Origin of the sequence: Desulfosarcina ovata subsp. ovata, assembly GCF_009689005.1 — a bacterium.
GTDB lineage: Bacteria > Desulfobacterota > Desulfobacteria > Desulfobacterales > Desulfosarcinaceae > Desulfosarcina > Desulfosarcina ovata.
This window is the reverse complement of record NZ_AP021879.1, coordinates 2,101,259-2,124,951: the sequence shown is the minus strand read 5'-3', so window position 1 is coordinate 2,124,951 and position 23,693 is coordinate 2,101,259. Positions and strand designations below refer to the sequence as shown.

The following is a 23,693-nucleotide window of genomic DNA, read 5'->3' as shown; positions in this document are numbered from 1 at the left end:
ATTGGAAAACTACGATGCAAAGCGAACTCGGACCCAAAAGTTCTTCGATCAACTCGACGCGAAGTTCAATATGGCTCGAGCGAGAGTACCAGAAGATGTGCGACGTTTTGCATCTCGAGTCGCGGTGACCACTTCCGGTGTTTTGGAAGTGGTAAATTTTGCGTGGGGATTGCATCAATACTTTTCAGAACCCAGATCTAACGAACGAAAACAATACAGTTTGCTGGGGTGGCAGGTTTCGATGGAACTATTGAAGCACGTCGTCCAACCCAGCTCTCAATTGCTTGAATTCGCGGCTCAAGGGACGAAAAATTTCAAAGAAAGAGTATTGGTGGCTTCGGGGCGAACGGCCGACCAGGCAGCCAAGCATCTTAGCGTTCGGGCGCTGGGCGGGACTGCTGCTTTCGCTGGCATGGTCGCTGGTACCATCGAGTTGCTGTCGAGCCAGAAAGAATATGTATATCAAGGCATGGCCGAGAATGACATGAACGTGAAAATCGGTTCTGCCATGCGAGGTTTTGGCGCCACTTTAACGGTGATTGGCGGCGGACTGCTTCTCGCCAAGTCCGTTTCGGGAGGAGCCTTGTTCGGCGGACCGTGGGGGGCAATTATCGGTTTCGTGGGGGGCGGATTAATCATGGCGGGGGGAGCTGTAGCGGCCTGGCTCAAGCGTACTGAACTGGAAAAATATGCCCAACTATGTTTTCTCGGCGAATTGCGTGACTCCGAAAACTCTCCTGCGGAAAGTTGTCACAAGTTCTGGTGGTCACCGGTAAGACTTGGGGCTGGCCCCGCTATCGACGAGGCACGTTCGCTAGTGTCGCTTGTTTCTAATTTTACAATTAAGGCGGGGATATTTGATGGCGGCTGCTGGTTAATGATTGAAGTCGGATATCTACCCGACGAGGGGATCATCGAGATTTTGGTAGACAACGATTATTCGACCCCTGGTCCGCTATCTCCTTCGGATCACTTTAAAACCCTGCCTCACTGGCAAATGCACTCGTTTCTCACGGCTGTCAGCGTCGACCTACTGACGGAGAAAATCAGTATTGCTGGGCAGCACAAGGAACCCTCTAACGTTCGTTTCTTGCGGCAAGAAGATGGCCGACTTACCGGGATTTTTCTTCTTGCAGGACACTGGCACGAGCAACCCGCGATAATGAATATAGGAGCTAAGAGAGCGCCTCCACTGGGTTCGTTAGGGAAGCCTTTTTCGTCGAATTGTTATGTGCGTTTGCAGCTTCCTAACGGGGACAGTATCCCGAACGCTACCAACACGAAACCCTTACTCAATAAAGCAGGCAACCTAACCAGAGCGGTGGGCCATTGGCTGAAAGTCGTGCCGGGAGAGCCAAATATAGAAAGGATCAGAATGGCGGACGGAACTTACAAGGTTACGGGCATACAGTATCCAGCTGCAAACAGCCTACGGCAGACCGACATTGTTGACCTTGAGTTACATGGGAGTCGTGTAGAGGCAAGCGCTGCCATTCTCCAAAGCTATGAGGCGTAGAAAAATAAAGAAAATGGGTATTTGGTCGCCGTTGGCCGCATGGAGCAGTGGATGAATTTCATTTCAGCCACTGTTTGTCGATAGCCGCGTTTCAAGGGCCGATGGCGGTGTCTGACTGCAGGTAGATCAAATCGAACCGCAGTGGATGATCGGGAAAGACCAGCGGCTTGGTATTGGCAGGAAAATCGGACGTCAAGGTTATCGGTGAACGAAGGCCGAATTCGTTCCGATATGACTCGAAATGGGCGGTGTGCATCGTACGGAGGGTGTCGAGCGTGCTAATGGACTTGCCGGCAGCGTTCATCAGCACATCATGCCCCACGATCAATTCTTCGAGGGATCGTTGCCATTTTTGCTGCGGCTGGTCCTGCTTCACCAGCACGACGCCGATGCGCTGATAGGCCTCTTGCACAAAAGGGAGTATTTGGGGACATTGTTAACAAATTATACAAGACTCTTATATAGTGCCTGGCCGAAAACCCCTTTTTCTATGAAATTTTCAGACAGAAGTAATTATGATTCTCTTTATCGTCTGTTCTTGCAGTGCGGCCCCCAATTTTTGTATGTTCCGGGACAATACCGCCAAGCCTACATATCGTTTAAATCCGTGGAGGCCATGGTCGGGACAACGGTCAAGACCATGGTTCTCCAATGCATTGATCGCAGACTCCACGGCTGCATGTTGACGCCGGGCATGGACAAAATCTTCCGAGTTTTCTATCTGTTCCTAAAAACCCGACCTGCGAGAGGAAACCAATCTGATGGCGCCTGTATACAAGGTCAAGCAGGGGGACTGTATCTCCTCCATCGCTTTGCACTTCGGGCACTTTTGGGAGACTCTGTGGAACGAGCCGGACAACACCGGGCTATGGGAGTTCCGCAAGGATCCAAACGTCCTCATGGCCGGTGACGAAGTCATGGTTCCCGAGATCAGACCGAAGGCCGAGACCGGAGCAACCGAGGTCTGTCATCGCTTCCGCAAAAAAGGTGTGCCTGCCAAGTTGCGTCTTCGGGTTTTGATGGAAGATCCGTTCGAGGAGCAGGAAGATAAGGAGGAACCGAAGTCACGGGCCAATCAAGAATATGTCCTCGATCTCGACGGCGCTATCTATCGCGGAACTACCGACGATGATGGAATCATCGAGGTAGCCATCCCACCCAACGCAAGATACGGAAAGCTGACAGTCGGGCCTGACAATACCGTCATCAAGGTAGCATTGGGAGAGCTCGATCCGGTAGACCAGATCAGCGGCTTGCAGGGCCGGCTCAATAATCTCGGCTTCCACTGTGGAGCGGTGACCGGTGAGATCAATGAGGCGACGCAGGCGGCTTTACGGCGTTTTCAGGAGGAACATGGTCTCGAGGTAACCGGGCAACCGGATCAGCAGACACGAGACAAACTGGAGGAGGCGCACGGCAGCTAGAGCCCGGCGCTGTCAGCGAAGCGACGATGCCCACCGTTACCAACGTCAAGGTAGAACTCAAACGGATCCATATAATCGATGATGAAGACTGGTTTGGTGTCGGCGAGTGCTATTTCGAGGGACAGGTGGGTAATGAGAGAATTGATCGAAGCCTCCCGACTAAAGCCAGCAGTGGAACCGACATAAACCTTACGGGTCCGGCGTGGACGAAAGTGATAGACGTTCGCGGCCTCAATTACTTCGATCTGGAGCTTCGCGGCTTTGACGAAGATGTCTTTTCGGACGATTCCCTGGGCACTGTCCGCGTACGCATCACCAAAACCGCCGGGGGTGACTGGCCCAGGGACGACTTCCACAAGACGGCGGCCAACCCGGCCGATTTCACCCTCTACTACCACGTGGAACCGATACTGGCCCTCGACCCAGGAAGGCCGGAAACCGCAGTTGTGTGCCGTGAGCACAGCGCCAGTCCCAGTTGCTCAACGATCAGTGGGGTGACAGTGCGGGTCAGGAAAATCAAGGCCACGGTACCATCTTCACCGCCTCTGACGGCGCGTGGGGCACCACCGGCAGTAGCCAATGCCTGGGCAGCACCGGCCGACCGTGTTTTCGAGTCGACCAAGATATTACCGCGGGCAGCGCTCGGGTTTGCCGCTGCCGACTTTAACAACCCACAAGCACTGGTGCTCATCCGCAACAGTGCCGGTCCCATTCAGCTCGAAGCCGAAACCCAACCGGCGAATGTTGAAGTTCAGTTTAAGGCAATCCGCGCCACCGATGATGCTGCCGCAGTTGGCGCCGCTGCCCAAGTACCCACCATCACCCGGACCGGCAATACGACCGCCACCATGGCGACTGACCAGCGCGGCTCTTTTTTCGTGATCGCATTCGTGGATACGAATCGGAACGGTCAGCGTGACATCAACGAACAGGGCGCGATACTCCCGGTCATACTTGCCGAGTGCCGTATCGAAGCAGCAGGTGATCTGCGTAGCACCGCCAACCCGGGCAACTTGAATATCAACTTCGACGGCATCGCGGGCAACGTCAACACAGCCAATTACTCTTGGGTCAACATCAGTACCGGTGATTTCAACTCCCAAGCGACAGCCGGTGTTGCGCTGGATGCGGACGTTCGTATAGTCGGTGGCGGAGCCGACGGCAAGCGAGGTCTCGACCGTGTTTTTCTCGGCTGGGCCAACAATTTTACGGCTCTCAGCTATGACGGTCTCTATCGTGACGGAAGACACATCACGCGGGGAGCATTACCTGTTTCTTGAAAATCGACTATTTCGGCCTAAATTTGCATAAATTTACGCTTCTGCAGTCCGATGTCAAAGATATGGAGGCTTAAAAAGAGCATCTACAAGCAAACTAACACAAATCTGCAAGAATCAGGTAATGCTCCCCATCACGCGAGTTCAGGTCGACAATGCGGCCGCGGCGACGGGCGCGCCGGTCGCCGGGATTCAGTTATTCGTTTCCGGTGGGCCTGCCCCAAACACCATCGCCTTTCCGCCGAATCTGCTGGACACGGGCCGCCACAACCCGGAGCACGGTGGCATCAACATCACGTTCACGCGTTCGCAGGAAACCCCCCTCGCCCCGGCCGCACCTCCGCCGGGCGAAAAGCGACACGTCATCGCCCGCGATAGCCCTGGCTGGTTTTATAACCGGCGTCATCATGATCCAGCACGGCACAGCCGCCTGTGTTCGTTTGTTCACAGCCTGAACAGCACCACATTCCTGGTTGCTTGGAGCAATTCGACAGGTGGTAACGCACCCACGCCTGCTACGGCCAACTCCGTTGGCTTCCGGATTTTCACCGTCATTGCAGAGACACAATGGACTGTTAGCGCGACTTACCGGATCACCGGTTCGTCCCCTCATATCCGCTTACAACGAACCGGATCTGCACCAACGATAACGGTGAACAACGTGGACCATAGCCCCGGGATTACTCCCGCTGCAGCAGGTATGGAAGTACGCCCGCCGACGACATTGCGCTGCCGAGCCATCAATGCGAGCACCTGATGACGGCATCCCTAAAAACCCTTTTTTTTTGCAGGCCTTGTTCTGCTGGAGATAGCTGCTATGTCTAGCGTAATAAATGCAGGCCCACTGCCGAAGATTTTCACCGGTAAGACCCACTGTGGTCTATTCACGGCGGTCAAAAAAGTCGAGCGGGCGAAGGAATCAAAGGAAACCGGCATTCCGGGAATCTACACGCTTGCCTACAGTATCACCTTCGACGCGAATGCAGTACTACCGGAATTGAACAACAGGCGTTTCACGGTTGTTGGCCAGCGCGGAGAGGGAATCGAAGCCGGCGCACTGGGTCTGGAAGACTGGTTACCTACGGTAGCCGGTGAAATCCGCGTACTCGCTTTCGACGCGGACAATTTTACGCACGCGAAGTATGCGACCTACCTCGGTGGTGGTAACGAGGCGCGCCTGGTTTGGCGGGATTGCGAGTTATTTTCCGCGACTGCGCGCCCGGCGATGGGCCTAGATCCTGCAAAGGTGGCCCAAACCCTGGCGTCGTCGCCACCACCCCTGGTAACCTTTTTCAGGCTCACTGCCGATTATGATCGCTCAGTCTGGCAGAACGAAGAGGCACTTCGCGCTTTTGCCGGATACCTCGAGAACAGCGCCGTCACACAACTGGACCGCCGTAATGTGCTGGCTCATTACTTTGCGTTACCCGCTTCTGCCTCGAAAGATGCCCTGCGTAATCTCTCGACTGGCATGGTAAATCTGGCGGTCGATTTGATGCGTGCAGACCAGATTCCTAGCAGTGGGGTCATGCTTGAGCGCATGCGCGCTTTTTTCGAGACAGCACCTGGCATTTATGCCTTCAAGCCACCTGAGTTGAGCAATCAGGTTAGAGACGCATTGATCCAACTCCTGGCCAGCGAGGACAGCGGCGCAACCGAGGGGACCCGCAAAAGTCTCAAGGGATGGTTATTGGGTCACTGATCCTGCGGACATGTTGCCTGATATTTTGTCCTTTTGCGCTTTTCTTATGGGTTTGGGAGCCTTGTTCCTGCCAGATCACTTTTCCCGATCCTTAATAACGCCGGCAGGAACAATATGTGAAGCCGATGTAGCAGGCAAGGCCAGTTCCTAAACCTTTTGGTGCAGAACCATACGGGTAAGTCGGCGGAAAATTTTTCGAGGCCTTAATCGCGGATGAAACAGATCGCTACGGGTAAACCGCGATTGAAAACAGTGCGGATTTAATTGGGTTGTGACTTACTCGATCAATTCCAGAATGATGCGCTTTTTGTTTTTTCCCGAAGCAGCGTTCAGGATTGTCCGGATTGCCTGAACGTTCTGGCCCTTTCTTCCGATCACCTTGCCAAGGTCCTGTTTGGCAACGGAAAGCTCGATCACAACACTTTGCACGCTTTCGATTTCATTTACAGATACTTGTTCTGGAAGATCAACGAGTGCCTTTGCAATTTCCTCGACCAGTTTCTTCATGGTGCCTCTCCCCGGAGTTTAATTTACCACATGAGCCATATTCGGCTTATCTGCATTCAGACCAGGTCATTTTAAAGCCATCTGCTTTATAGGCTTATTTTCAAACGAAACCGTAATCTTGTCAAATCATCTTGTAACAAAAATTGATTTTGATCCTATTATGCAGTCCCGGGTCGTTTCTCCGGAATATGGAAAAACATACATGATGTCCATCGGTAGGCGATCAGAGGACGCCGAATTGACGGAACCTTCTGAAACATGACCCCCGTGCTGAAACATGGGGGATGATATTTTATATGAATTTGTTTTTGCCGGAACGATGTTGGTGATGCAAATGAGGCATACCATGGCTGGTATTGGCCCCATCGGCCGCCTACCATCGGTGATAGCATTCAAGATAATGTTTTTAGGCTGCGTTATCGGTCGTCGCTGTATTACAATACAGCTTCCTCCCTCTGGCCTTACCAAAAACATTATCTTAAACACTATAGAAATCCGTCTGAACGGCGACTTTTTATGAGACCATCAGGCTTGGCCGGGTAGCTGAAAACCCAGATCGAAGGCTTTTAAATTCACATCCACAAATGCCTTTTTGGTTTTGGTGCGAATGGCCGTTTGCAGATTCTCTTTGGTAATCGGCAGAATGCCGGTTTTGATCAGGGCCCCCAAAAGAACAATGTTGACGGCCAAAACGCTGCCCGCGGATTTGGCCAGTTCAACGGCGTCGAAGGCGATGAGTTGTTTGGTCTTGGCCTGGATCAGGGTTTGCAGCTGATTCAGGTCCGGATAGGTTCCCCGGCCGATGGCCACGGTAAACGGGGGCAGGGGGGTCATATTGGTGATCACCGTGGTTTCCCGGCTGCATTTGTTCAATGCACGCAGGGTTTCCAACGGTTCAAAACCGACCAAAACATCGGCCTCCCCATCCGAAATGATCGTGCTTTTTGCGTCACCGAAAACCACCGATGATTCGACCACACCGCCGCGTTGGGCCATGCCGTGAATTTCGCTCATGCGTACCGGCACGCCGCAAAGCAGGGCCGCTTCTCCCAGTACTTTGGAGGCCAACAGATTGCCCTGGCCTCCGACTGCCACAATAATCAGTCTTTTTGTTTGCATGGTTGTTTCCTGTATGCTCTCTGGCCGGGCGGGGTCACCGGCAAATGTTACCACCGGTCCGGCGCCTGCAGCCAAGGATTTGCGTTTAACCCGCTTTGAAGGGATATGTCACCCGGCTTTTTTGTCCTTAACCGGAGTGATGGCGTTTTCCGGACAGATCTGGGCGCAAACCGCACAGCCCACACAGGCATTGGGATCGATCTGAACCCGTTCGCCCTCTAGAAAAAAGGCAGGGCAGCCGATTTCGTTGATGCAGTCGCGGTGGTTCTTACACTTGTCCGTCACCTGGAAGGCGCGCACGTTGAGTTTTTTCAGGCTGCGGGCGTACAGGGTACACATCTCCTGGGAAATGACCACCGAAACGCCCTTGTGTTCGATTGCCGCCTTGACGGCTTCGATGCTTTTTTTCACTTTGTAGGGTTTGATGACGCTGACATGCTCCACCCCGATTGCCCGGACCACGGCCTCGATGGAAATCCGGCCGTATCCAGAACGGTTGAAGTTGGCCATGTCCACACCGGGATGGGGCTGGTGGCCGGTCATGGCGGTGGTGCCGTTATCCAGAATCACCAGGGTGAAGTTGTGATTGTTGTAGACGGCGTTGACCAGGCCGGTCAGCCCGGAGTGAAAAAAGGTGGAGTCGCCGATAAACCCAATCACCTGTTTGCCGGTCGCCTTTGAAAAACCGCAGGAGGTGCTGACCGATGAGCCCATGCAGATGACAAAATCTCCCATGGAGAGTGGCGGCAGAAATCCCAGGGTATAGCAGCCGATATCGGTCGGAAAGATGGTTTCCATACCCTCGGCGGCTTTCTTGACGGCATAGTAGGTGGCCCGGTGGGAGCAGCCCGCACACAGGTTTGGCGGCCGCTGTGGAATTTCAGGGATGTCGGACAGGTCGGGCACCTGACTGGGGGTGTCATCCACACCGAAATAGGTGGCGATGACCTGGCGGACCATGGTCGGGTCGAATTCATAGAGCCGGGAGAACAGTGTTTCGTCCTTTCCGGCGATGGGCACGGTCAATTCCGCTTTTTGGGCAAAGGCCATGACCGTCTCTTCAAGGAACGGTTCTCCCTCCTCGACAACGAGCACTTTTTCGCAGCCGGTCAGAAAATCCTTGACCCGTCCGGGTGGGGTGGGGTGTGTCAGACCCAGCCGAAGAATCCGGGTTTTGTTCTGGATGCCCAACTCGTGGATGGCATCGGAAACATAATTGTAGCTGACGCCGCTGCAGACGATGCCCCAGCTGCCTTCGCCTTCGATGAAGTTGAACACGGAGGTTTCGGCGATGGACCGGGCCTTCGCCCAGTTTTCCAGAAGACGCACGTGCAGACGGCGGGAAACGGCCGGCACCGCCACCAGATTGAAGGGATCCTTGGTGAAATCACCTTTGGTGTTGCGGGGCTGTATGGTTCCCAGGGCCACAAACGCGCTGGAGTGGTTGATCCGCGTGGTCGTGCGCAAAATGACCGGCTCACCCAGTTGTTCGGAGAGGTCGAAGGCCGCGATGGTCATTTCGCGGGCCTCCTCCACCGAGGAGGGTTCGAGAATCGGCACGCCCGAGAGCTTGCCGTAGTAGCGGTTGTCCTGTTCGTTCTGGCTGGAAAACATGAACGGATCGTCGGCGGTGAGGATGACCAGGCCGGCTTTGACACCCACGTAGGCCAGGGTCATCAGTGGATCGGCCGCGACATTCATGCCCACATGCTTCATCATGCAGAATGTGCGCACACCGCTGTTGGCAGCGGCAGCGGCAACTTCCAGGGCCACTTTTTCATTGGTGCTGTACTCGAAGTAGAGATCGCTCTCATTGGATATCTGGAAAAGATTCAAAGAGATTTCCGATGACGGCGTGCCGGGATATGTGGTGGCGAAGGCCACACCTGCTTCAATGGCCCCCCTGGCAATGGCTTCATTGCCCAGGAGCAGCATTTTTTCGCCAGGGCTGTCGGTGAGTAATTTGTGCATCATGATTTCCTAATTGATTTTATGAGGTTTTTGGGCATTCGAAAAAAAGGGGGGAATCGCCTGACCATGCGCAGCGATTCCCCCTTCGGATCTTATGTGCAATCAGGACTTAGTGCGTTTCAGCATCCGATTCGGGTGCGGCTTCAGATGCTTCGGGCTCGGCGGCAGGGGTCTCTGACTCCACGGTTTCATCTGCCGGTGCGGCTTCCGTTTCGGCGTCCACCTGCTCGGCAGCGGCCTGCTCTTCCAGGGAGATAAGGGCCGCCTCATGGGTGGCAATTCGCTGGGCGATCATCTCTTTCTGCATTTTATCGGTAGTCAAATTGGCGGCGTCGTTGAGCAGCTCGACAGCCGCTGCAAGACCTTCGACGGTTCCGCGACTGGCCGCGATGTCCGCCCTATACGAGAGGGTAATCCGATCAATGGTGTCCAGACGATCGAACGCGGCATTGCGCATGTCACTGGTCTCAGCGAATTCAAGCGCTTTTTTCAGCGCGGTCTTGATGCCATCGACATCCGGGATGCCGGACACATCCAGCAGGGCGTCGGCCTTGTCGATGAAGTAGCCGTATGCCAATGGATAGACATCCTTTGCCCGGTAAATGACGTTGGCCGCTTCGGGTGCTGCAACACCGGGCAGTACGGCAATCCGTTTTTCGCCCAAGGGGGCGAAATTGCCTTTCCAGATTTCCAGAGCGCCATATTTTTCTTTTAAGTAATACTTTGTGGAATTGGAGATGCTGGCTCCTACGATCAAAAAGATGAGAAATGCCAGGCCGGCGGCAATGAGCATGATCGTAATGTCCACAGGATCGGACGGTTTCTTGTCTTTCTTTTTGGGTTGCGCGGATTCGGTGTCGTAGGAGACCTCGACTTCGGATTTCTGGGCCGCGGCCAGCTTAATCGCGGCGGCTTTTTCCGCGGCGGCCTTTTCGGCAGCGGCCTTTTCGGCAGCGGCCTTTTCGGCAGCGGCCTTTTCGGCAGCGGCTTTTTCGGCAGCGGCTTTTTCGGCAGCGGCTTTTTCGGCAGCGGCTTTTTCGGCAGCGGCTTTTTCGGCAGCGGCTTTTTCGGCAGCGGCTTTTTCGGCAGCAGCCTTTTCGGCAGCGGCCTTTTCGGCAGCAGCCTTTTCGGCAGCAGCCTTTTCGGCAGCAGCCTTTTCGGCAGCAGCCTTTTCGGCAGCAGCCTTTTCGGCAGCAGCCTTTTCGGCAGCAGCCTTTTCGGCAGCAGCCTTTTCGGCAGCAGCCTTTTCGGCAGCAGCCTTTTCGGCAGCAGCCTTTTCGGCAGCAGCCTTTTCGGCAGCAGCCTTTTCGGCAGCAGCCTTTTCGGCAGCAGCCTTTTCGGCAGCAGCCTTTTCAGCAGCGGCTTTTTCAGCAGCGGCCTTTTCAGCAGCGGCTTTTTCGGCAGCGGCTTTTTCAGCAGCGGCTTTTTCGGCAGCGGCCTTTTCAGCAGCAGCCTTTTCAGCAGCGGCTTTTTCGGCAGCAGCTTTCAGATCCGCTTCATTGTACGTGTTGGCCAGCAAACCCTTGATGCGTTTGGCATCCTCGGCGTTCATTCCCGCCAGAAGCTCCGGGGCGGCAAACACGGACGGCTCAACCATCGCTTCGGGCACACAGTAGAGTACTTCCGGTGCCACCACGTCAAATTGCTTTTTAATCAGTTCTGCCCGTGAGACCGGTTTTGCCTTGGGAGCCGGTTTTTGGGCCGCCTTCTCCGCTGCTTCCTTGAGGTCTTTTTCACTGTACGTATTGGCCAGCAGGCCCTTGACACGTTTGGCATCCTCGGCGTTCATCCCCGCCAGAAGCTCCGGGGCGGCAAAAACAGACGGTTCAACCATCGTTTCGGGTACACGATAGAGTACTTCCGGGGTCTCTCTGTCAAATTGCTTCTTAAGAAGTTCCGGCACAGACATCGGCTTGGCCTTGGGGGCTGCTTTTTTGGCAGCGGCCTTTTTCGCTGGGGCGGCGGTTTTGGCTGCAGCTGCTGGTTTGGGCTTCGCCGGAGCCGCTTTCTTGGCCGGTGCTTTCTTCTTCGCATTCGCTGAGGCAGCGGCTTTTTTGGGTGCACGCTTCTTTTTGGAAGTGGATTTGATCAGACTCTTTTTCCCCATGAAAAACCCCTTTGAATTTGTATTTGGATTGGCTATATTGAAACGAAATGACAACCAAGGTCTATAAAGGATCAGGTCTTGATTGTAAATAATTTTTTGGGATTCCGCAGGCGCAACAGCCCCATGGATGCGCCGCATTTCAGGGTTTGCGCTGGTGTCATTGTCGTTAAAAAAAACACGCCTGATCGCTCGGTTAAAGGGCTTTGAGAAACTGGCAGTCGCCCTCTCCGGAGGGGTGGACAGCGCCCTGCTTTTGGCTGTGGCCCATGAGGTGATCGGTGATGGCCTGATTGCCGTCACTGCAGGGTCACCCATCCACCCGCAACAGGAACTGAACGACGCAAAAAAAATTGCCGGTATGCTTGGCATTACGCATCTGGTGCTTGATTCCGATGAAATGACCCAACCCGGCTTTCTGTCCAATACGCCGGAGCGCTGCTACGTTTGCAAAAAACATGTTTTTAGTGGGATGCTGACTTTGATTCGCAAGACGGGGATCCGCCATCTTGCCCACGGTGCCAATGCCGATGACGTGGGCGATTACCGGCCCGGCCTGAAGGCGGCCCGGGAACTGGGGGTGGTGGCCCCCCTGATGGATGCCGAATTGACCAAACCGGAGATCCGGCAACTTGCCCGGCAGCGGGGCTTGCCGGTTTGGGACAAGCCGGCCATGGCCTGCATCGCGACGCGGTTCCCTTATGGGACGCCCATTGTTTTAGAAAAGGTCGTGCAGGTCCGGGATGCCGAACAGGTGCTTGCCGAAGCCGGTTTCAGCGGCTGCCGGGTTCGTCATCATGGGGCCTTAGCCCGAATTGAAGTGTCGTTGGAGGATTTACCGGTGCTGATTGCCGACCCCATGCGAAGCCGTATTGCGCTGAGACTGAGACAAATCGGCTTTCTGCACATCTGTGCGGATCTGGAGGGCTATGTGACCGGCAGCATGAACCGGGCCCTAACACCTGGTGCGAAAGATTGAGATAAAATCATAAATGGTTCCGTTTTCGACAGATTGGGTAAATGCCCGGTCTGTCAGAAAAAGAGGATTATGACTGATCTACTTGTCAAACTTTACAACCTTCCCGAGGTCAAGCCGGCCCTGGCGGCCATGGCCGAGAAGGAGATCGTTGTCCGACGCCCCATGGCCAGTGAGAAAAATCTGGTGACGGGCTGGGTGCAGCCCCTGTTTGGCGAAGGCTGGGCATCGGAATGCGAGGTGGCCTTTGCCCGGCAGCCCATCGCCTGTATTATCGCTGCCTCGGGTGGCCGAATGCTGGGCTTTGCCTGTTATGACAGCACCTGTCGGAATTTTTTCGGGCCCATCGGTATCGACCCCGCGTTTCGGCATAAGGGCCTCGGACGGATCGTGCTGCTGGCCACCTTGCATGAGATGGCCCAGGCGGGTTATGCCTACGCCATTATCGGCGGTGTCGGCCCCATGGCCTTTTTCGAGAAATGGGTGGGGGCGTTCCCCATTCCCGGATCGACGCCGGGCATCTATCATCCTCCCATTAAAAAAGTATAGATCCGGTCCACAAAAAAACATTGCAGGCGCTTCTCATCGCCGTCAGGAATGTTTCGCATGTCTTTTACCTGGTTTGTTGGCACAAGATACATTAAGACAAAGCAAAAACAATCGTTTATATCCCTGATTACCTTGCTGGCAACCCTGGGGATTGCTGTGGGAGTAATGGCCCTGATCGTGGTGATTGCCGTGATGACCGGATTCGAGTCTGAACTGCAAAACCGCATTCTGGGAATCGAATCCCATGTCCTGGTGATGCGCTACGGTGAATCCGTGAGCGATATCGATAAAACGGTAAAGGCCATTGAATCCGTTGACGGGGTCCGGTCCGCCGTGCCGTTTATCTATACCCAGGTGATGTTGCGCAGTTCCCACGGGGTGACCGGAGCCATCCTCAAGGCGATCGACCCATCCCGTCCGGGACCGCCGGTATTTGTCGGCAAACAGCGATCCCTCAACGACGCCTTGGCCGACGCCGCACCGGATGAGAGCATTGGAAAACCACCCGGTCTGGTGATCGGGCGGGTTACCGCCGAAAAATTGCAGGTGGGTGTCGGTGAACCGATTTTCCTTATCTCTCCCTTGGGAAAGGGCGCCGCTGCCAATCAGATGCCCACGGTAATGCGCTTTGGCGTGGCAGGGATCTTCGAGACCGGTATGAACGAGTATGACGGCCAGGTGGCCTTCGTACGTCTGGATGTCGCCCAGCGGCTGCTGCAAATGCCCGGGCAAGCCACCGGCCTTCAGGTTCGTGTGGACGATATTTATCATGCCAGGCAGGTGGCCGACGGCATTGTCGAGCGGATCGGTTTTCCCTTCTGGGCCCGTGACTGGATGCAGATGAACCGCAATCTCTTTTCCATGCTGCGACTCCAAAAGACCGTCATGTTCATCATTTTGATACTGATTGTATTGGTTGCCGCATTCAATATCGCCAGCGCCCTGATCATGATGGTAATGGAAAAGACAAAAGATATCGCTATACTAAAAACGATGGGGGCAACCAATCGCCATATCCGGCGGATTTTTGTTCTCAAGGGCGTGTTGATCGGCTGCCTGGGCACGGTGATCGGCGGTTGCCTCGGATTTTTGCTCTGCGCGATTCTTAAACGCTATCCGTTCATAAAACTGCCCGGTGATGTCTACTTTTTAACCACACTGCCGGTAAGCCTCAATATGTTGGATGTCGTCACCATTGGTATCTGCACAGTAATGATCTGCTTTTTGGCGACCCTCTACCCGGCGATCAGTGCATCTTCTCTTGACCCGGTGGATGGGATTCGCTACGGTTGACGCTCTTCTCTTTGTTGGCGCGAAGTTTGCTCTGATTTCAGTGGGATGCACGATGGAAGCCCTAACCATTGGATGAGAAAGATGCCCATGAATCAAAATGCATATCGCTTCGATTACCGCATCGAACTGGAAGATGGTCAGCATACCCGTTTTGAGATCGCCCTGGATCCAGTTACTCTGACCATGCTGACCGCCTCCTCCGAACCGTATCCGCCATGGACGCAGCTGGCCTATAATCAGTGTCAATGCTGCCCCCTGACCCCCCAGACCCGACTCTATTGCCCCATTGCCGTAAACATCACCGACCTGGTGGAAAAGTTCAAGGACATCCTGTCCCACAAGAACTGCCGGGTCGTCTGTGAGACGGATGACCGCACTTACTCCAAACAGACCTCCGCCATGGAGGGGCTGACCTCGGTGTTCGGTATCATCATGGCCACCAGCCATTGCCCGGTAATGGATTTTCTGAAACCCATGGCCCGTTTCCATCTGCCCTTCGCCTCGGTGGAAGAAACCATGGTACGCAGTACCTCCCTGTTTCTGCTGGGTCAGTACTTTGAATACAAAAAGGGCCGCATCAAACAGTTCGATTTTGAAGAACTGGAAAAAAAATACGCCCGGGTCCAACTGGTCAACGAAGGGCTTCTGGCCCGCATCCGCAGCCTGGGCAATCAGGACGCGGACAAAAATGCCATTATCACCCTGCACTCGATTTCTCAGTTTCTTTCCCTAGAAATGGATTTCAGCCTGGCAACCATCGCCCATTTTTTTGAGCGGGGGCAAGATGACTGATATCGGCATGTGGCTTACCGGCAGGGCAATCGCATTTAACTTTTTTGTTGATTTTTTTACCCGCTATCGACTGGTTGAGAATGTCAAATGCCAAATGAAAAATGTCAATTGGTGGTATTCTGCCCTTTTATAATCGACCGGATCCTTCAATTGACATTTGGATTTTAACATTTGACATTGATTGAATCGGGGCGGTTGGTTTCCGATCAGAATACATCCAAATGCGATCGGCATGCCGCTTACCGGCGGCGTTGAATGACTTCTGGCGAAAGTGCTACAGTATTTAAGATAATGGTTTTGGCAAGGCCAGAGGGAGGAAGCCGTATTGTAATACTGCGACGACCGATAACGCAGCCCAAAAACATTATCTTGAATGCTATATGTTACCAGCCGCCGACTGTTCCAAACCCCTTTGCCGACAACCAATATTCCTTGCAATTCGTGAATGATTCTCGTATATTGATGCGGGCCTGAAATGAAAGGCCCGCTTTTTTTTCGGTGGCGGTCTGCAACGGACCCTCACGAGACATGAAAGGAATTGCAGGTAAACCAAGTTTTGATAGAAAAACTGATCACCACCATACGGGCCTGGTTTGTCAAACCGGAGCGCCCGGGGCCATCCGAACCTACCGACGACACCGGCATATCCAAAGTACCCGCAACATCGGAAGAAAAACCCGGAGCAGAACAAAAAAGAGGCCGGCGACCCCGGCCGCAGAAGCATAAGGCCCCGTTGGCCGCGGTTTCCGGAACCGGGGAGAAGCCATCCGTTCCGGCGGTTCAAAAATGGCACCGAGGTCTTTTTAAGGTCCCGGAACTACCCGACAAAACACGCTTTCACGACCTTGACCTTCCCGATCCGGTTCTGCACGCGATTGCCGATACGGGCTTTCAGTATTGTACGCCCATCCAGGCCGAGGTTCTGCCCGCCACCCTCAAGGGACGGGATGCCTTTGGCCGGGCTCAGACGGGCACCGGTAAGACCGCCGCATTTCTGGTGGCCGTGCTCACACGACTGTTGAACAATCCTCTGCGGGGCAAGCGCAAGCCAGGAACCCCGCGGGTGCTGATCATCGCCCCCACGCGTGAATTGGTGCTCCAGATTGCCGACGAGGCCAACCTGCTGTCCGCCCACTGCCCTTTTTCCATCGTCAGCGTATTTGGCGGTATGGACTATGAGAAGCAGCGCCGAAAGCTGCACGGCCGAGCGGTGGATATCATTGTGGCCACCCCGGGGCGCTTGCTGGATTTCAAACGCCGCCGGGATCTCGATCTCAGTCGGGTGGAAATGCTGATCATCGATGAGGCCGACCGCATGCTCGACATGGGCTTCATCCCCGATGTGCGCCAGATCGTCTACAGTACGCCCCACAAGGACAAACGCCAGACGCTTTTTTTCAGTGCCACGCTGACCCCCGATGTGACCCGGCTGAGTGCCAGCTGGACGCGCGATCCAATCACCGTTGAGATCGAACCCGAACAGGTTGCCGTGGATACGGTCGAGCAGGTGGTTTACATTGTCACCACGGACGAAAAATTTGCCCTGACCTACAATATCATCACCCGGCGCAACCTAAAACGGGTGCTTATTTTCTGCAATCGGCGCGATGAAACCCGGCGGCTGGCGGAGATGCTGGGACGCTACCGGATCAACTGTGACGTTCTTTCCGGCGAAGTCCCCCAGAAAAAACGGATCCGTACGCTGGACGCGTTCAAGGCGGGCAAGATCCGCGTCCTGGTGGCAACGGATGTGGCCGGCCGGGGAATCCATATTGAAGACATGGATTACGTGATCAACTTTACCCTGCCCCGCGACCCGGAAGATTATGTTCACCGCATCGGGCGCACGGGTAGGGCGGGCGCTGCGGGAACGTCGATCAGCTTCGCCGATGAGGAGGACTCGTTTTACCTGCCGGCAATCGAGGAATTCATCGGCCGATCGCTGCACTGCATTCCACCGGAAGAGCACTGGACCGAGCTGCCCCCGGCACCACCACGGCGGCGCAAACCAAAACCGCCTGCCGGTGGCCGACCCCCTGGCGGCGATCAACCGGGCAAACGTCGGCGCAGACGGCGGCCAGGCAGTGGGAACCGGGATAATCGGAATCGCAGTGGCCGACAGGCTTCCCGTACTGGCTCCAAACCCCGGCCCAAACGGAAAACAGCACCATGACGCCCAAAGACGGTATGATCAATGTAATGGCCGACATCACCCTGGCAAAAACAATTCTGCCTTCCCGGAACGAAGGCGACTGCTGATCCCCCCGCTATGATTGAGGATTCCAACACCGCCCGCTGTTTTGCCCAAATTGCCGATGGCCTTGAGGAGACCGGTGCGCTGGAACTGGGCGAACTGGGGGCGACCGGTCTCCGGCCGGTTCGCCGGGGTATCCATTTCACGGCGGATCGGGCGGCCCTTTACCGGATTAATTACTGTTCCCGGCTTTGCACGCGTATTCTGGTACCGGTCAAACAATTCGTCTGTCCGGATGCCAAAGCGATCTACCGGGCCGCCGGCAGCGTTGACTGGTCACGCTATTTCAGCGTGGACCAGACCTTTGCCGTATTCGCCAGTACGGCGGGCAGCACCGTCCCCCATTCGCAGTTTGCCGGATTGACCCTCAAGGATGCCGTGGCCGATCAGTTCAGGCGGGGATTCGGCCGGCGCCCCAATGTCGATCCGCAACAGCCCGACCTGTGGATCAACCTTTTTTTGCACAAGGACCGCGGAACGATCAGTGTCGACACGTCCGGCGGAAGCCTGCACCGGCGAGGCTACCGCATCAACAGTGTCGAGGCCCCCATGCAGGAGACCGTTGCCGCCGCTATGGTGCGCCTGTCCGGATGGGATGGCCGGCGGCGGCTGGCCGACCCCATGTGCGGTTCCGGTACCCTGGTCATCGAAGCCGCCATGGCCTGTTGCGGCATCCCGGCCGGCTACCTGCGCCGCCGATTCGGGTTCGAGCAGCTTCCCGACTACGATCCGCGGCTGTGGAAGGCGGTCAAGACCGAGATGGACGGCCGGATCCGCAAACTTCCCGAACGGATGGTTTACGCCAGTGACATTGATGCCAAAGCGGTATCGGCCACCCGCGGCAACTGCAAACGGATTCCCCATGCACGGTCGATCAATGTACTGAGAGTGGATTTCAATCGTATCGAAAAACTGGAAAACCACGTGATTCTCTGTAATCCGCCCTATGGCATCCGTATGCAGGGTGGTCCCCGGCTGGATGATTTCTACCGTCAGCTGGGAGATTTTTTAAAGCAGCGCTGCAACGGATCGGAAGCCTTCATCTATTTTGGCAACCGGGAGATGATCAAACGCATCGGACTGAAACCGGCCTGGAAAAAGCCGCTGCGCAACGGGGGACTGGATGGCCGGGTCGTCAAGTATGCGATTTATTGAAACGGCCACTTTGATCCCCATCCGATAGTGAACCCATGACCCTGATTACCCTGCGCGATGTCGGTATCCGATTTGGCGAGACAGCCCTGCTTGAGGGGGTGTCCCTCACTGTGGCCCCCGGCGAGCGGATCTGTCTGCTGGGCCGCAACGGTACCGGCAAGTCCACTCTTATTGGGATCATCGGCGGCGACCTGGAGCCGGACCACGGCGAGGTGGTTCAGCGCCAGGGCCTCGTGGTGAGCGGCCTGACCCAAGGCGTGCCCGAAGACCTCATGGGAACGGTTTTGGATGCCGTCTGCAGCCGGATGGGGGAGCGGGGGCGGAACCTGGTAAAATACCGCCAGCTGTGCGACCAGCATGACGCTTGCGGTCAAACGGATCCGGCCCTGCAGAAAACCCTGCTGGCCCTGCAACATACCATCGATGCGCAAGACGGCTGGCCCCTCCGACAGCAGATCGAGCGTACGCTTTCCCAGATGGGCCTTCCCATGGACGGGGAGGTGAGTACCTTTTCCGCCGGTATGAAACGCCAGGTACTGCTGGCCGCGGCGCTGGCGGCGGAGCCGGATCTGCTGCTGCTGGACGAGCCCACCAACCACCTGGACATGGGCGCCATCGAGTGGCTGGAATCCTTTCTGCTCAAGTGGACCGGTACCCTGATTTTGATTACCCACGATCGTATGATGATTCGCAAACTGGCCACCCGCGTCCTGGAAATCGATCGCGGTGCGGTCTATTCGTGGAACTGCACCTACGATGACTATCTGCAGCGCAGCCAGGCCCGTCTGGATGCGGAAGAGAAGGAAAATGCCCGTTTCGACAAGAAACTTTCCGCCGAGGAGGCCTGGATTCGCCAGGGGATCAAGGCCCGCCGGACCCGCAACGAAGGGCGGGTGCGCGAGCTGCAGCGATTGCGGGAGGTTCATCGCAACCGGCGGGACCGGACCGGCAAGGTCCGCATGCGCCTGGAGGAGGCCGAGCGCAGCGGCAAGGTCGTTGCCGAGGCAACCGGCATTCGTTTCGCTTATGATGCGCGAACCATCATCGACGACTTCAGCTGTACGATTCTGCGCGGCGATCGCATCGGTATCCTGGGGCCCAACGGGGCCGGCAAGTCCACCCTCATTCGCGTTTTGCTCGGCGAGCTCGACCCCCAACAGGGGCGTATCAAGCACGGGACCAATCTCAAGGTCATCTATTTTGATCAGCTCAGGGGGCAATTGGACGAGCAGAAAACCGTGCAAGAAAATGTTTCCCCCGATAGCGACATGATCGATGTGGGGGGGCGGCGGCGCCATGTAATCGGTTACCTGAAAGATTTTCTTTTTTCTCCCCAACGGGCGCGATCCCCGGTCTGGGTGCTCTCCGGGGGAGAGAAGAACCGGCTGCTGCTGGCCAAACTGTTCGCCCGGCCGGCCAATGTCCTGGTGCTCGACGAACCGACCAACGATCTGGACGTGGAGACGCTGGAGCTTTTGGAAGAACTGCTTTTGGACTTTAGCGGCACGGTGCTGCTGGTCAGCCACGACCGGGCCTTCATCAATAACGTGGTGACCCGAACGCTGGTATTCGAAGGGCGGGCACGCATCGAGGGCTATGCCGGCGGTTATGATGACTGGCTGATCCAGCGACCCGAGCCTGCGGCAGCCAAACCGGAAAAAGCATCCCCGGCAGCGCCCCGAAAAACACCCCCTTCAGATGCACCCAAAAAACGGGGCTACATGCAGCAGCGCGAACTGGACGCACTGCCTGGGCATATCGAGTCGCTGGAAGCCCGGCAGCAGGAACTTTTCAATTTGATGGCCGATCCTGATTTTTTCCGCCAGGACGGTGAGCAGATTGCAGAGGTGAAGCGGGAACTGGACCAGATAGAAAAGGACCTGGAAGCGGCCTTCAGCCGCTGGGAAGCCCTGGAAAACATTTAAAAACGGCGGTGTTAAAATTGGTGATATCTCCCACTGGAATCTTTTCAGCGTTAATGACAGCCCAGTTCAGTGGAAATGTTTTCCGATGCCTGGCGTACCCAGTCCAGTGTTCGATCGACCTGATCCGCGCAGGCATAATCCGGAAAGGGTATCGCCACGCCCAGCGCGGCCACTACTTTGTGGGAAACATCGCGGATCGGGGTTGCCAGGCCCATGATCCCCGGGTGGGCCTCACCGGTTTCAATGGCAAAGTCGTTTTGCCTGATTTCGGCGAGGCGTTGCCGGAATCGTTCCGGTTCCGTGATACTGTCGGCGGTAAAGGGTTCAAGGGGATAGTTGTCTAACAACCATTGAATTTTTTCAGCATCCAGACCGGCCATCAGCATCTGACCCAGCATGCCAAAGTGCGGTGGCTTTTGCTCGCCAATGGAAGAGGAAATTTTGATCATGCCGGCCCCTTCCCGTTTGTCCACATAGACCAGACGATCCTCCAGGCATTGACCCAACAGAACGGTTAGGCCGGTTTGATCCCTTAACCATTCGATATGGGATATGGCCACCTTGCGGATTGAAAAGCTGGAATGAACCACACTACCCAATCGAAAAAGGCGTAAGCCGAGTTCGTATTGTTTGGTTTGTGCATCCCATTTGAGATATCCACGGTGGGTGAGGTTTGCCATAAGGCGCTTACAGGTGGTCTTTTTGAGCCCGGTTTGAACGACGGCTTCGGAAAGATGCATCCGGCGCCGTTGGAAGGAAAACGCATCCAGAATATCCAAGGCCCGATCCAAGGCCTGGACGCGGTAGACGGTTTGTTTCTTGGATTTTTTATGTTCCATATGTTGAACCTCTGTTTCAAGCTTTGAACTTAATGGAGGCGCTTTTCTCTGTCAAGAACAAAATTGCATATAAAATTAAAAAATCGGGCTTCATTGAAAAAATTCGGATTAGTGTAAATGGATGGGGCACGATGCCGACGTCCAGGCAGGCGTGGGTGCACAGCGTCCCCTTGGGCATCTTTGCCAAACCGTTTATTTTCGGTATAGACATTTGGTTGAAATGCCTTTAAAAAACGTTTTGTCGTTGAGTGCCGCCAGTGATGGTGGCCTGGAAAAGATTGCTGCGGCACCGGGCAGCCCCTTCACCCAGTATAAGAAGAGATATGTTCATCGATTCCCATGCCCACATTTTTCCACGTAGAAAAGCGCCGTTGGTTCTGCAAGATCTTTTGCAGCGGGGGAATATTCCCCATTATACCAATGGGATGTTGGATGGCCTGATTCGCAGCATGGAAAGCGCCGGAATCGGACTCTCGCTGATCAGCCGCATCACCACCAAAAAGAAAAATGTGAATGCCGTCAATCGTTGGCTGCTCAACTGCCGCCGGCCTAATGTCCTGCCGCTGGCGACGGTGCATCCCGATTTTCCGGTGACTCCGGACTATCTCAACACCCTTCGAACCCAAGGGTTCAAGGGGATCAAGCTGCATCCCGACTACCAGGGCTTTTACGTGGATGATCCGCGCATGTACCCCTTCTACGACGCCGCCCAACAGGTGCGGATTCCGGTTTTGTTTCATGCCGGACTGGATCGCGGATTGCCTCCCCCCGTCCACGCGATGCCGAAGCGGTTGCTCAAAATCCATCGCCAGTTTCCGCAGATGGTGATGATTCTTGCGCATATGGGCGGGGAGGACAACTATGAGGAAACCGAGACCTGTCTGCTGGGCGAAAATATCTACCTGGACACCGCTTTCGTGCTCCGGATCATGGAGACGGAAACCCTCAAACGGTTTTTTCGGAAGCACCCCATCGAACGCATCCTTTTTGGCAGCGACAGCCCCTTTACCGATCAGGCGGCGGAGTTGAACTATCTGCTTGACCTTCCTTTTCTGACCGCAACCGAAAAGGAGAAGATCGCCGGAGGCAATGCGGCCGATTTGATGTTGGGCCCTCGAAAAAAATAGCCGATAAAAAGGTTGCCGGATTTTTCCCTAACGTGATATAGATATCGCTTATTGTGTTCCTCGCCGAATACGGCATCGTTTTTTATTTTGCCGCCTCTGTTTTCCCCTTGACCTTTATAAGGCCGTTAGATATAAAATCCCAAATTTCTCTATATAGAACGATAGGAGTTGATCATGCCACCCGCATTTAAGCGCGTACCGGCGGTCGAAAAATGTTTTGCCATTCTGGAGTTGCTGACAAAAACGGAAAAGCCTCTGGGGATCAGCGATATCTCCAGACAGTTGACGCTGAACAAGAGCACTGTTTTCAACATGGTTTACACGCTGATTGAACTGGATGTGCTCGAAGGGCTGGATGATGGAAAATTTGGCCTGGGGACGCGCTTTTACGTACTGGGCAATGCATCCGGCAGACGTTCCGAGCTGATCCAGGTAGCCCGTCCCTTTTTAGAAAAAATCAATCGGGAAACCAAGCTCTCCGCTTTTCTGGGGATACGGTCCGAACTCAGGGCCGTCTTGATTGACAAGGTCGACTCCGCCCATGACATCAAGATTTCTTCAGAGATCGGCATGCAGATGCCGGTCCTGGCGGGTGCGGGGATCAAGGCCATGCTTTCTCTGCTCAGCGATGAAAAAGTGGATGCCTTGCTCGACGGTGTCACATTGAGGAAATATACGCCCAAGGCCATTTCCGAGAAGCGTCTCTACAAGGCCGAGATAGAAAAAGTCCGCAAAGAGGGACTTGCCTTTGATCGGGAAGAGTATATCGAAGGCATGGTGGCTGTCGGCGTGCCCATCCGGTGCAAGGGCCGGAAGATCGAAGCGGCGATCTGGGCGGTAGGATTGAAACAGCAGGTCTCCAAGGCGGCTGTTCCAAATCTGAATCCACTATTGAAGCAGGTTGCCCTGGACATTAATCAGCGGCTGTAGGCAAACAGCACTGCACGCCATGTTGTGCAACCTGGGGGTTAAATGCGATGCTGGCCTCATCGCCGTGGTCAGCACATAAGCGGCCTGTAGGGCTTCCGTGGGGCGGAGTTCGAAGCACTCCTTGCAGTTCCAGCACTCGTTGGCGGCGATATCGCCCAGTTTTGTCGCCACTTTCTGGATGGAACGTCATTCTTCAGGATAACGGGGATGTCGTCATCGGTTTTACCCTTTAT

The 23,693-nt window shown here is 55.1% G+C and carries 22 protein-coding genes and 1 pseudogene; 16 read left to right on the top strand and 7 right to left on the bottom strand.

Annotated elements, in window-relative coordinates; all coding sequences use genetic code 11:
• The first annotated feature begins 1 nt into the window (after nt 1).
• The gene (locus GN112_RS09650) at nt 2-1,516 is read left to right on the top strand and encodes a hypothetical protein (RefSeq protein WP_155310016.1); all 1,515 of its coding nucleotides are present in this window, start codon (nt 2-4) and stop codon (nt 1,514-1,516) included.
• A 91-nt stretch (nt 1,517-1,607) separates the two neighbouring features.
• Here the strand turns inward: GN112_RS09650 and GN112_RS09645 are convergent, their stop codons facing one another.
• Together GN112_RS09645 and GN112_RS09640 are read right to left on the bottom strand one after the other, a co-directional pair.
• Entirely contained in the window at nt 1,608-1,928 is a 321-nt protein-coding gene (locus tag GN112_RS09645; protein ID WP_155310015.1) for a hypothetical protein, read from the bottom strand.
• 87 nt (nt 1,929-2,015) lie between these two features.
• Nucleotides 2,016-2,237 (bottom strand): annotated as a pseudogene (locus GN112_RS09640) (ISNCY family transposase); the annotation flags it as partial.
• Nucleotides 2,238-2,277: 40 nt separating this feature from the next.
• Here GN112_RS09640 and GN112_RS09635 point away from each other — a divergent pair.
• The 4 genes from GN112_RS09635 to GN112_RS09620 all read left to right on the top strand — a co-directional run bounded on the left by GN112_RS09635 (nt 2,278) and on the right by GN112_RS09620 (nt 5,919).
• Nucleotides 2,278-2,940, top strand: a complete 663-nt coding sequence (locus tag GN112_RS09635; RefSeq protein WP_155310014.1) for a PGRP and LysM peptidoglycan-binding domain-containing protein — start codon at nt 2,278-2,280, stop codon at nt 2,938-2,940.
• 26 nt (nt 2,941-2,966) lie between these two features.
• On the top strand, nt 2,967-4,220 hold the full coding sequence (locus GN112_RS09630; RefSeq protein ID WP_155310013.1) for a hypothetical protein: 1,254 nt from the start codon (nt 2,967-2,969) through the stop codon (nt 4,218-4,220).
• A 121-nt stretch (nt 4,221-4,341) separates the two neighbouring features.
• On the top strand, nt 4,342-4,974 hold the full coding sequence (locus tag GN112_RS09625) for a hypothetical protein (protein ID WP_155310012.1): 633 nt from the start codon (nt 4,342-4,344) through the stop codon (nt 4,972-4,974).
• Between the two features lie 60 nt (nt 4,975-5,034).
• On the top strand, nt 5,035-5,919 hold the full coding sequence (locus tag GN112_RS09620) for a hypothetical protein (protein ID WP_155310011.1): 885 nt from the start codon (nt 5,035-5,037) through the stop codon (nt 5,917-5,919).
• A gap of 276 nt (nt 5,920-6,195) precedes the next feature.
• On the opposite strand, the gene GN112_RS09615 is transcribed toward GN112_RS09620, so the two are convergent.
• Nucleotides 6,196-6,426: a KH domain-containing protein gene (locus GN112_RS09615; RefSeq protein WP_155310010.1), complete on the bottom strand. Its 231-nt coding sequence runs from the start codon at nt 6,424-6,426 to the stop codon at nt 6,196-6,198.
• A gap of 277 nt (nt 6,427-6,703) precedes the next feature.
• Between GN112_RS09615 and GN112_RS09610 the strand changes: the two genes are divergently transcribed.
• A complete protein-coding gene (locus GN112_RS09610) occupies nt 6,704-6,946 on the top strand; it encodes a hypothetical protein (RefSeq protein WP_155310009.1) in 243 nt (80 codons plus the stop codon).
• Nucleotides 6,947-6,951: 5 nt separating this feature from the next.
• On the opposite strand, the gene GN112_RS09605 is transcribed toward GN112_RS09610, so the two are convergent.
• The 3 genes from GN112_RS09605 to GN112_RS34300 form a co-directional block, all read right to left on the bottom strand.
• Complete coding sequence (locus GN112_RS09605) at nt 6,952-7,545, bottom strand: indolepyruvate oxidoreductase subunit beta (RefSeq protein ID WP_155310008.1); 594 nt, start codon at nt 7,543-7,545, stop codon at nt 6,952-6,954.
• Nucleotides 7,546-7,653: 108 nt separating this feature from the next.
• The gene (gene iorA / locus GN112_RS09600; RefSeq protein WP_155314189.1) at nt 7,654-9,516 is read right to left on the bottom strand and encodes an indolepyruvate ferredoxin oxidoreductase subunit alpha; all 1,863 of its coding nucleotides are present in this window, start codon (nt 9,514-9,516) and stop codon (nt 7,654-7,656) included.
• 109 nt (nt 9,517-9,625) lie between these two features.
• Nucleotides 9,626-11,425 (bottom strand): histone H1-like repetitive region-containing protein, encoded by a 1,800-nt coding sequence (locus GN112_RS34300; RefSeq protein ID WP_231716978.1) that lies wholly within the window; start codon nt 11,423-11,425, stop codon nt 9,626-9,628.
• Nucleotides 11,426-11,450: 25 nt separating this feature from the next.
• On the opposite strand from GN112_RS34300, the gene GN112_RS33555 reads away from it, so the two are divergent.
• From GN112_RS33555 to GN112_RS09560, 8 genes are all read left to right on the top strand, one after another.
• Nucleotides 11,451-11,690, top strand: coding sequence for a hypothetical protein (locus tag GN112_RS33555; RefSeq protein WP_162458696.1), 240 nt, complete (start codon nt 11,451-11,453; stop codon nt 11,688-11,690).
• An 87-nt stretch (nt 11,691-11,777) separates the two neighbouring features.
• A complete protein-coding gene (gene larE, locus GN112_RS09590) occupies nt 11,778-12,599 on the top strand; it encodes an ATP-dependent sacrificial sulfur transferase LarE (RefSeq protein WP_162458861.1) in 822 nt (273 codons plus the stop codon).
• A gap of 69 nt (nt 12,600-12,668) precedes the next feature.
• Nucleotides 12,669-13,145: a GNAT family N-acetyltransferase gene (locus GN112_RS09585; RefSeq protein WP_155310006.1), complete on the top strand. Its 477-nt coding sequence runs from the start codon at nt 12,669-12,671 to the stop codon at nt 13,143-13,145.
• 57 nt (nt 13,146-13,202) lie between these two features.
• Nucleotides 13,203-14,438: a lipoprotein-releasing ABC transporter permease subunit gene (locus GN112_RS09580; RefSeq protein ID WP_155310005.1), complete on the top strand. Its 1,236-nt coding sequence runs from the start codon at nt 13,203-13,205 to the stop codon at nt 14,436-14,438.
• An 87-nt stretch (nt 14,439-14,525) separates the two neighbouring features.
• Nucleotides 14,526-15,230: a DUF6901 family protein gene (locus tag GN112_RS09575; RefSeq protein WP_155310004.1), complete on the top strand. Its 705-nt coding sequence runs from the start codon at nt 14,526-14,528 to the stop codon at nt 15,228-15,230.
• 556 nt (nt 15,231-15,786) lie between these two features.
• Complete coding sequence (locus GN112_RS09570; RefSeq protein ID WP_231716977.1) at nt 15,787-17,403, top strand: DEAD/DEAH box helicase; 1,617 nt, start codon at nt 15,787-15,789, stop codon at nt 17,401-17,403.
• A gap of 96 nt (nt 17,404-17,499) precedes the next feature.
• Nucleotides 17,500-18,639, top strand: a complete 1,140-nt coding sequence (locus GN112_RS09565) for a THUMP domain-containing class I SAM-dependent RNA methyltransferase (RefSeq protein ID WP_155310003.1) — start codon at nt 17,500-17,502, stop codon at nt 18,637-18,639.
• Nucleotides 18,640-18,674: 35 nt separating this feature from the next.
• Complete coding sequence (locus GN112_RS09560) at nt 18,675-20,564, top strand: ATP-binding cassette domain-containing protein (protein WP_155310002.1); 1,890 nt, start codon at nt 18,675-18,677, stop codon at nt 20,562-20,564.
• A gap of 50 nt (nt 20,565-20,614) precedes the next feature.
• Here GN112_RS09560 and GN112_RS09555 read toward each other — a convergent pair whose 3' ends face one another.
• The gene (locus GN112_RS09555; RefSeq protein WP_155310001.1) at nt 20,615-21,403 is read right to left on the bottom strand and encodes an IclR family transcriptional regulator; all 789 of its coding nucleotides are present in this window, start codon (nt 21,401-21,403) and stop codon (nt 20,615-20,617) included.
• A 323-nt stretch (nt 21,404-21,726) separates the two neighbouring features.
• On the opposite strand from GN112_RS09555, the gene GN112_RS09550 reads away from it, so the two are divergent.
• Together GN112_RS09550 and GN112_RS09545 are read left to right on the top strand one after the other, a co-directional pair.
• The gene (locus tag GN112_RS09550) at nt 21,727-22,530 is read left to right on the top strand and encodes an amidohydrolase family protein (protein ID WP_162458860.1); all 804 of its coding nucleotides are present in this window, start codon (nt 21,727-21,729) and stop codon (nt 22,528-22,530) included.
• A 174-nt stretch (nt 22,531-22,704) separates the two neighbouring features.
• Nucleotides 22,705-23,460 (top strand): IclR family transcriptional regulator, encoded by a 756-nt coding sequence (locus GN112_RS09545; protein ID WP_155309999.1) that lies wholly within the window; start codon nt 22,705-22,707, stop codon nt 23,458-23,460.
• Nucleotides 23,461-23,693: the final 233 nt, after the last annotated feature.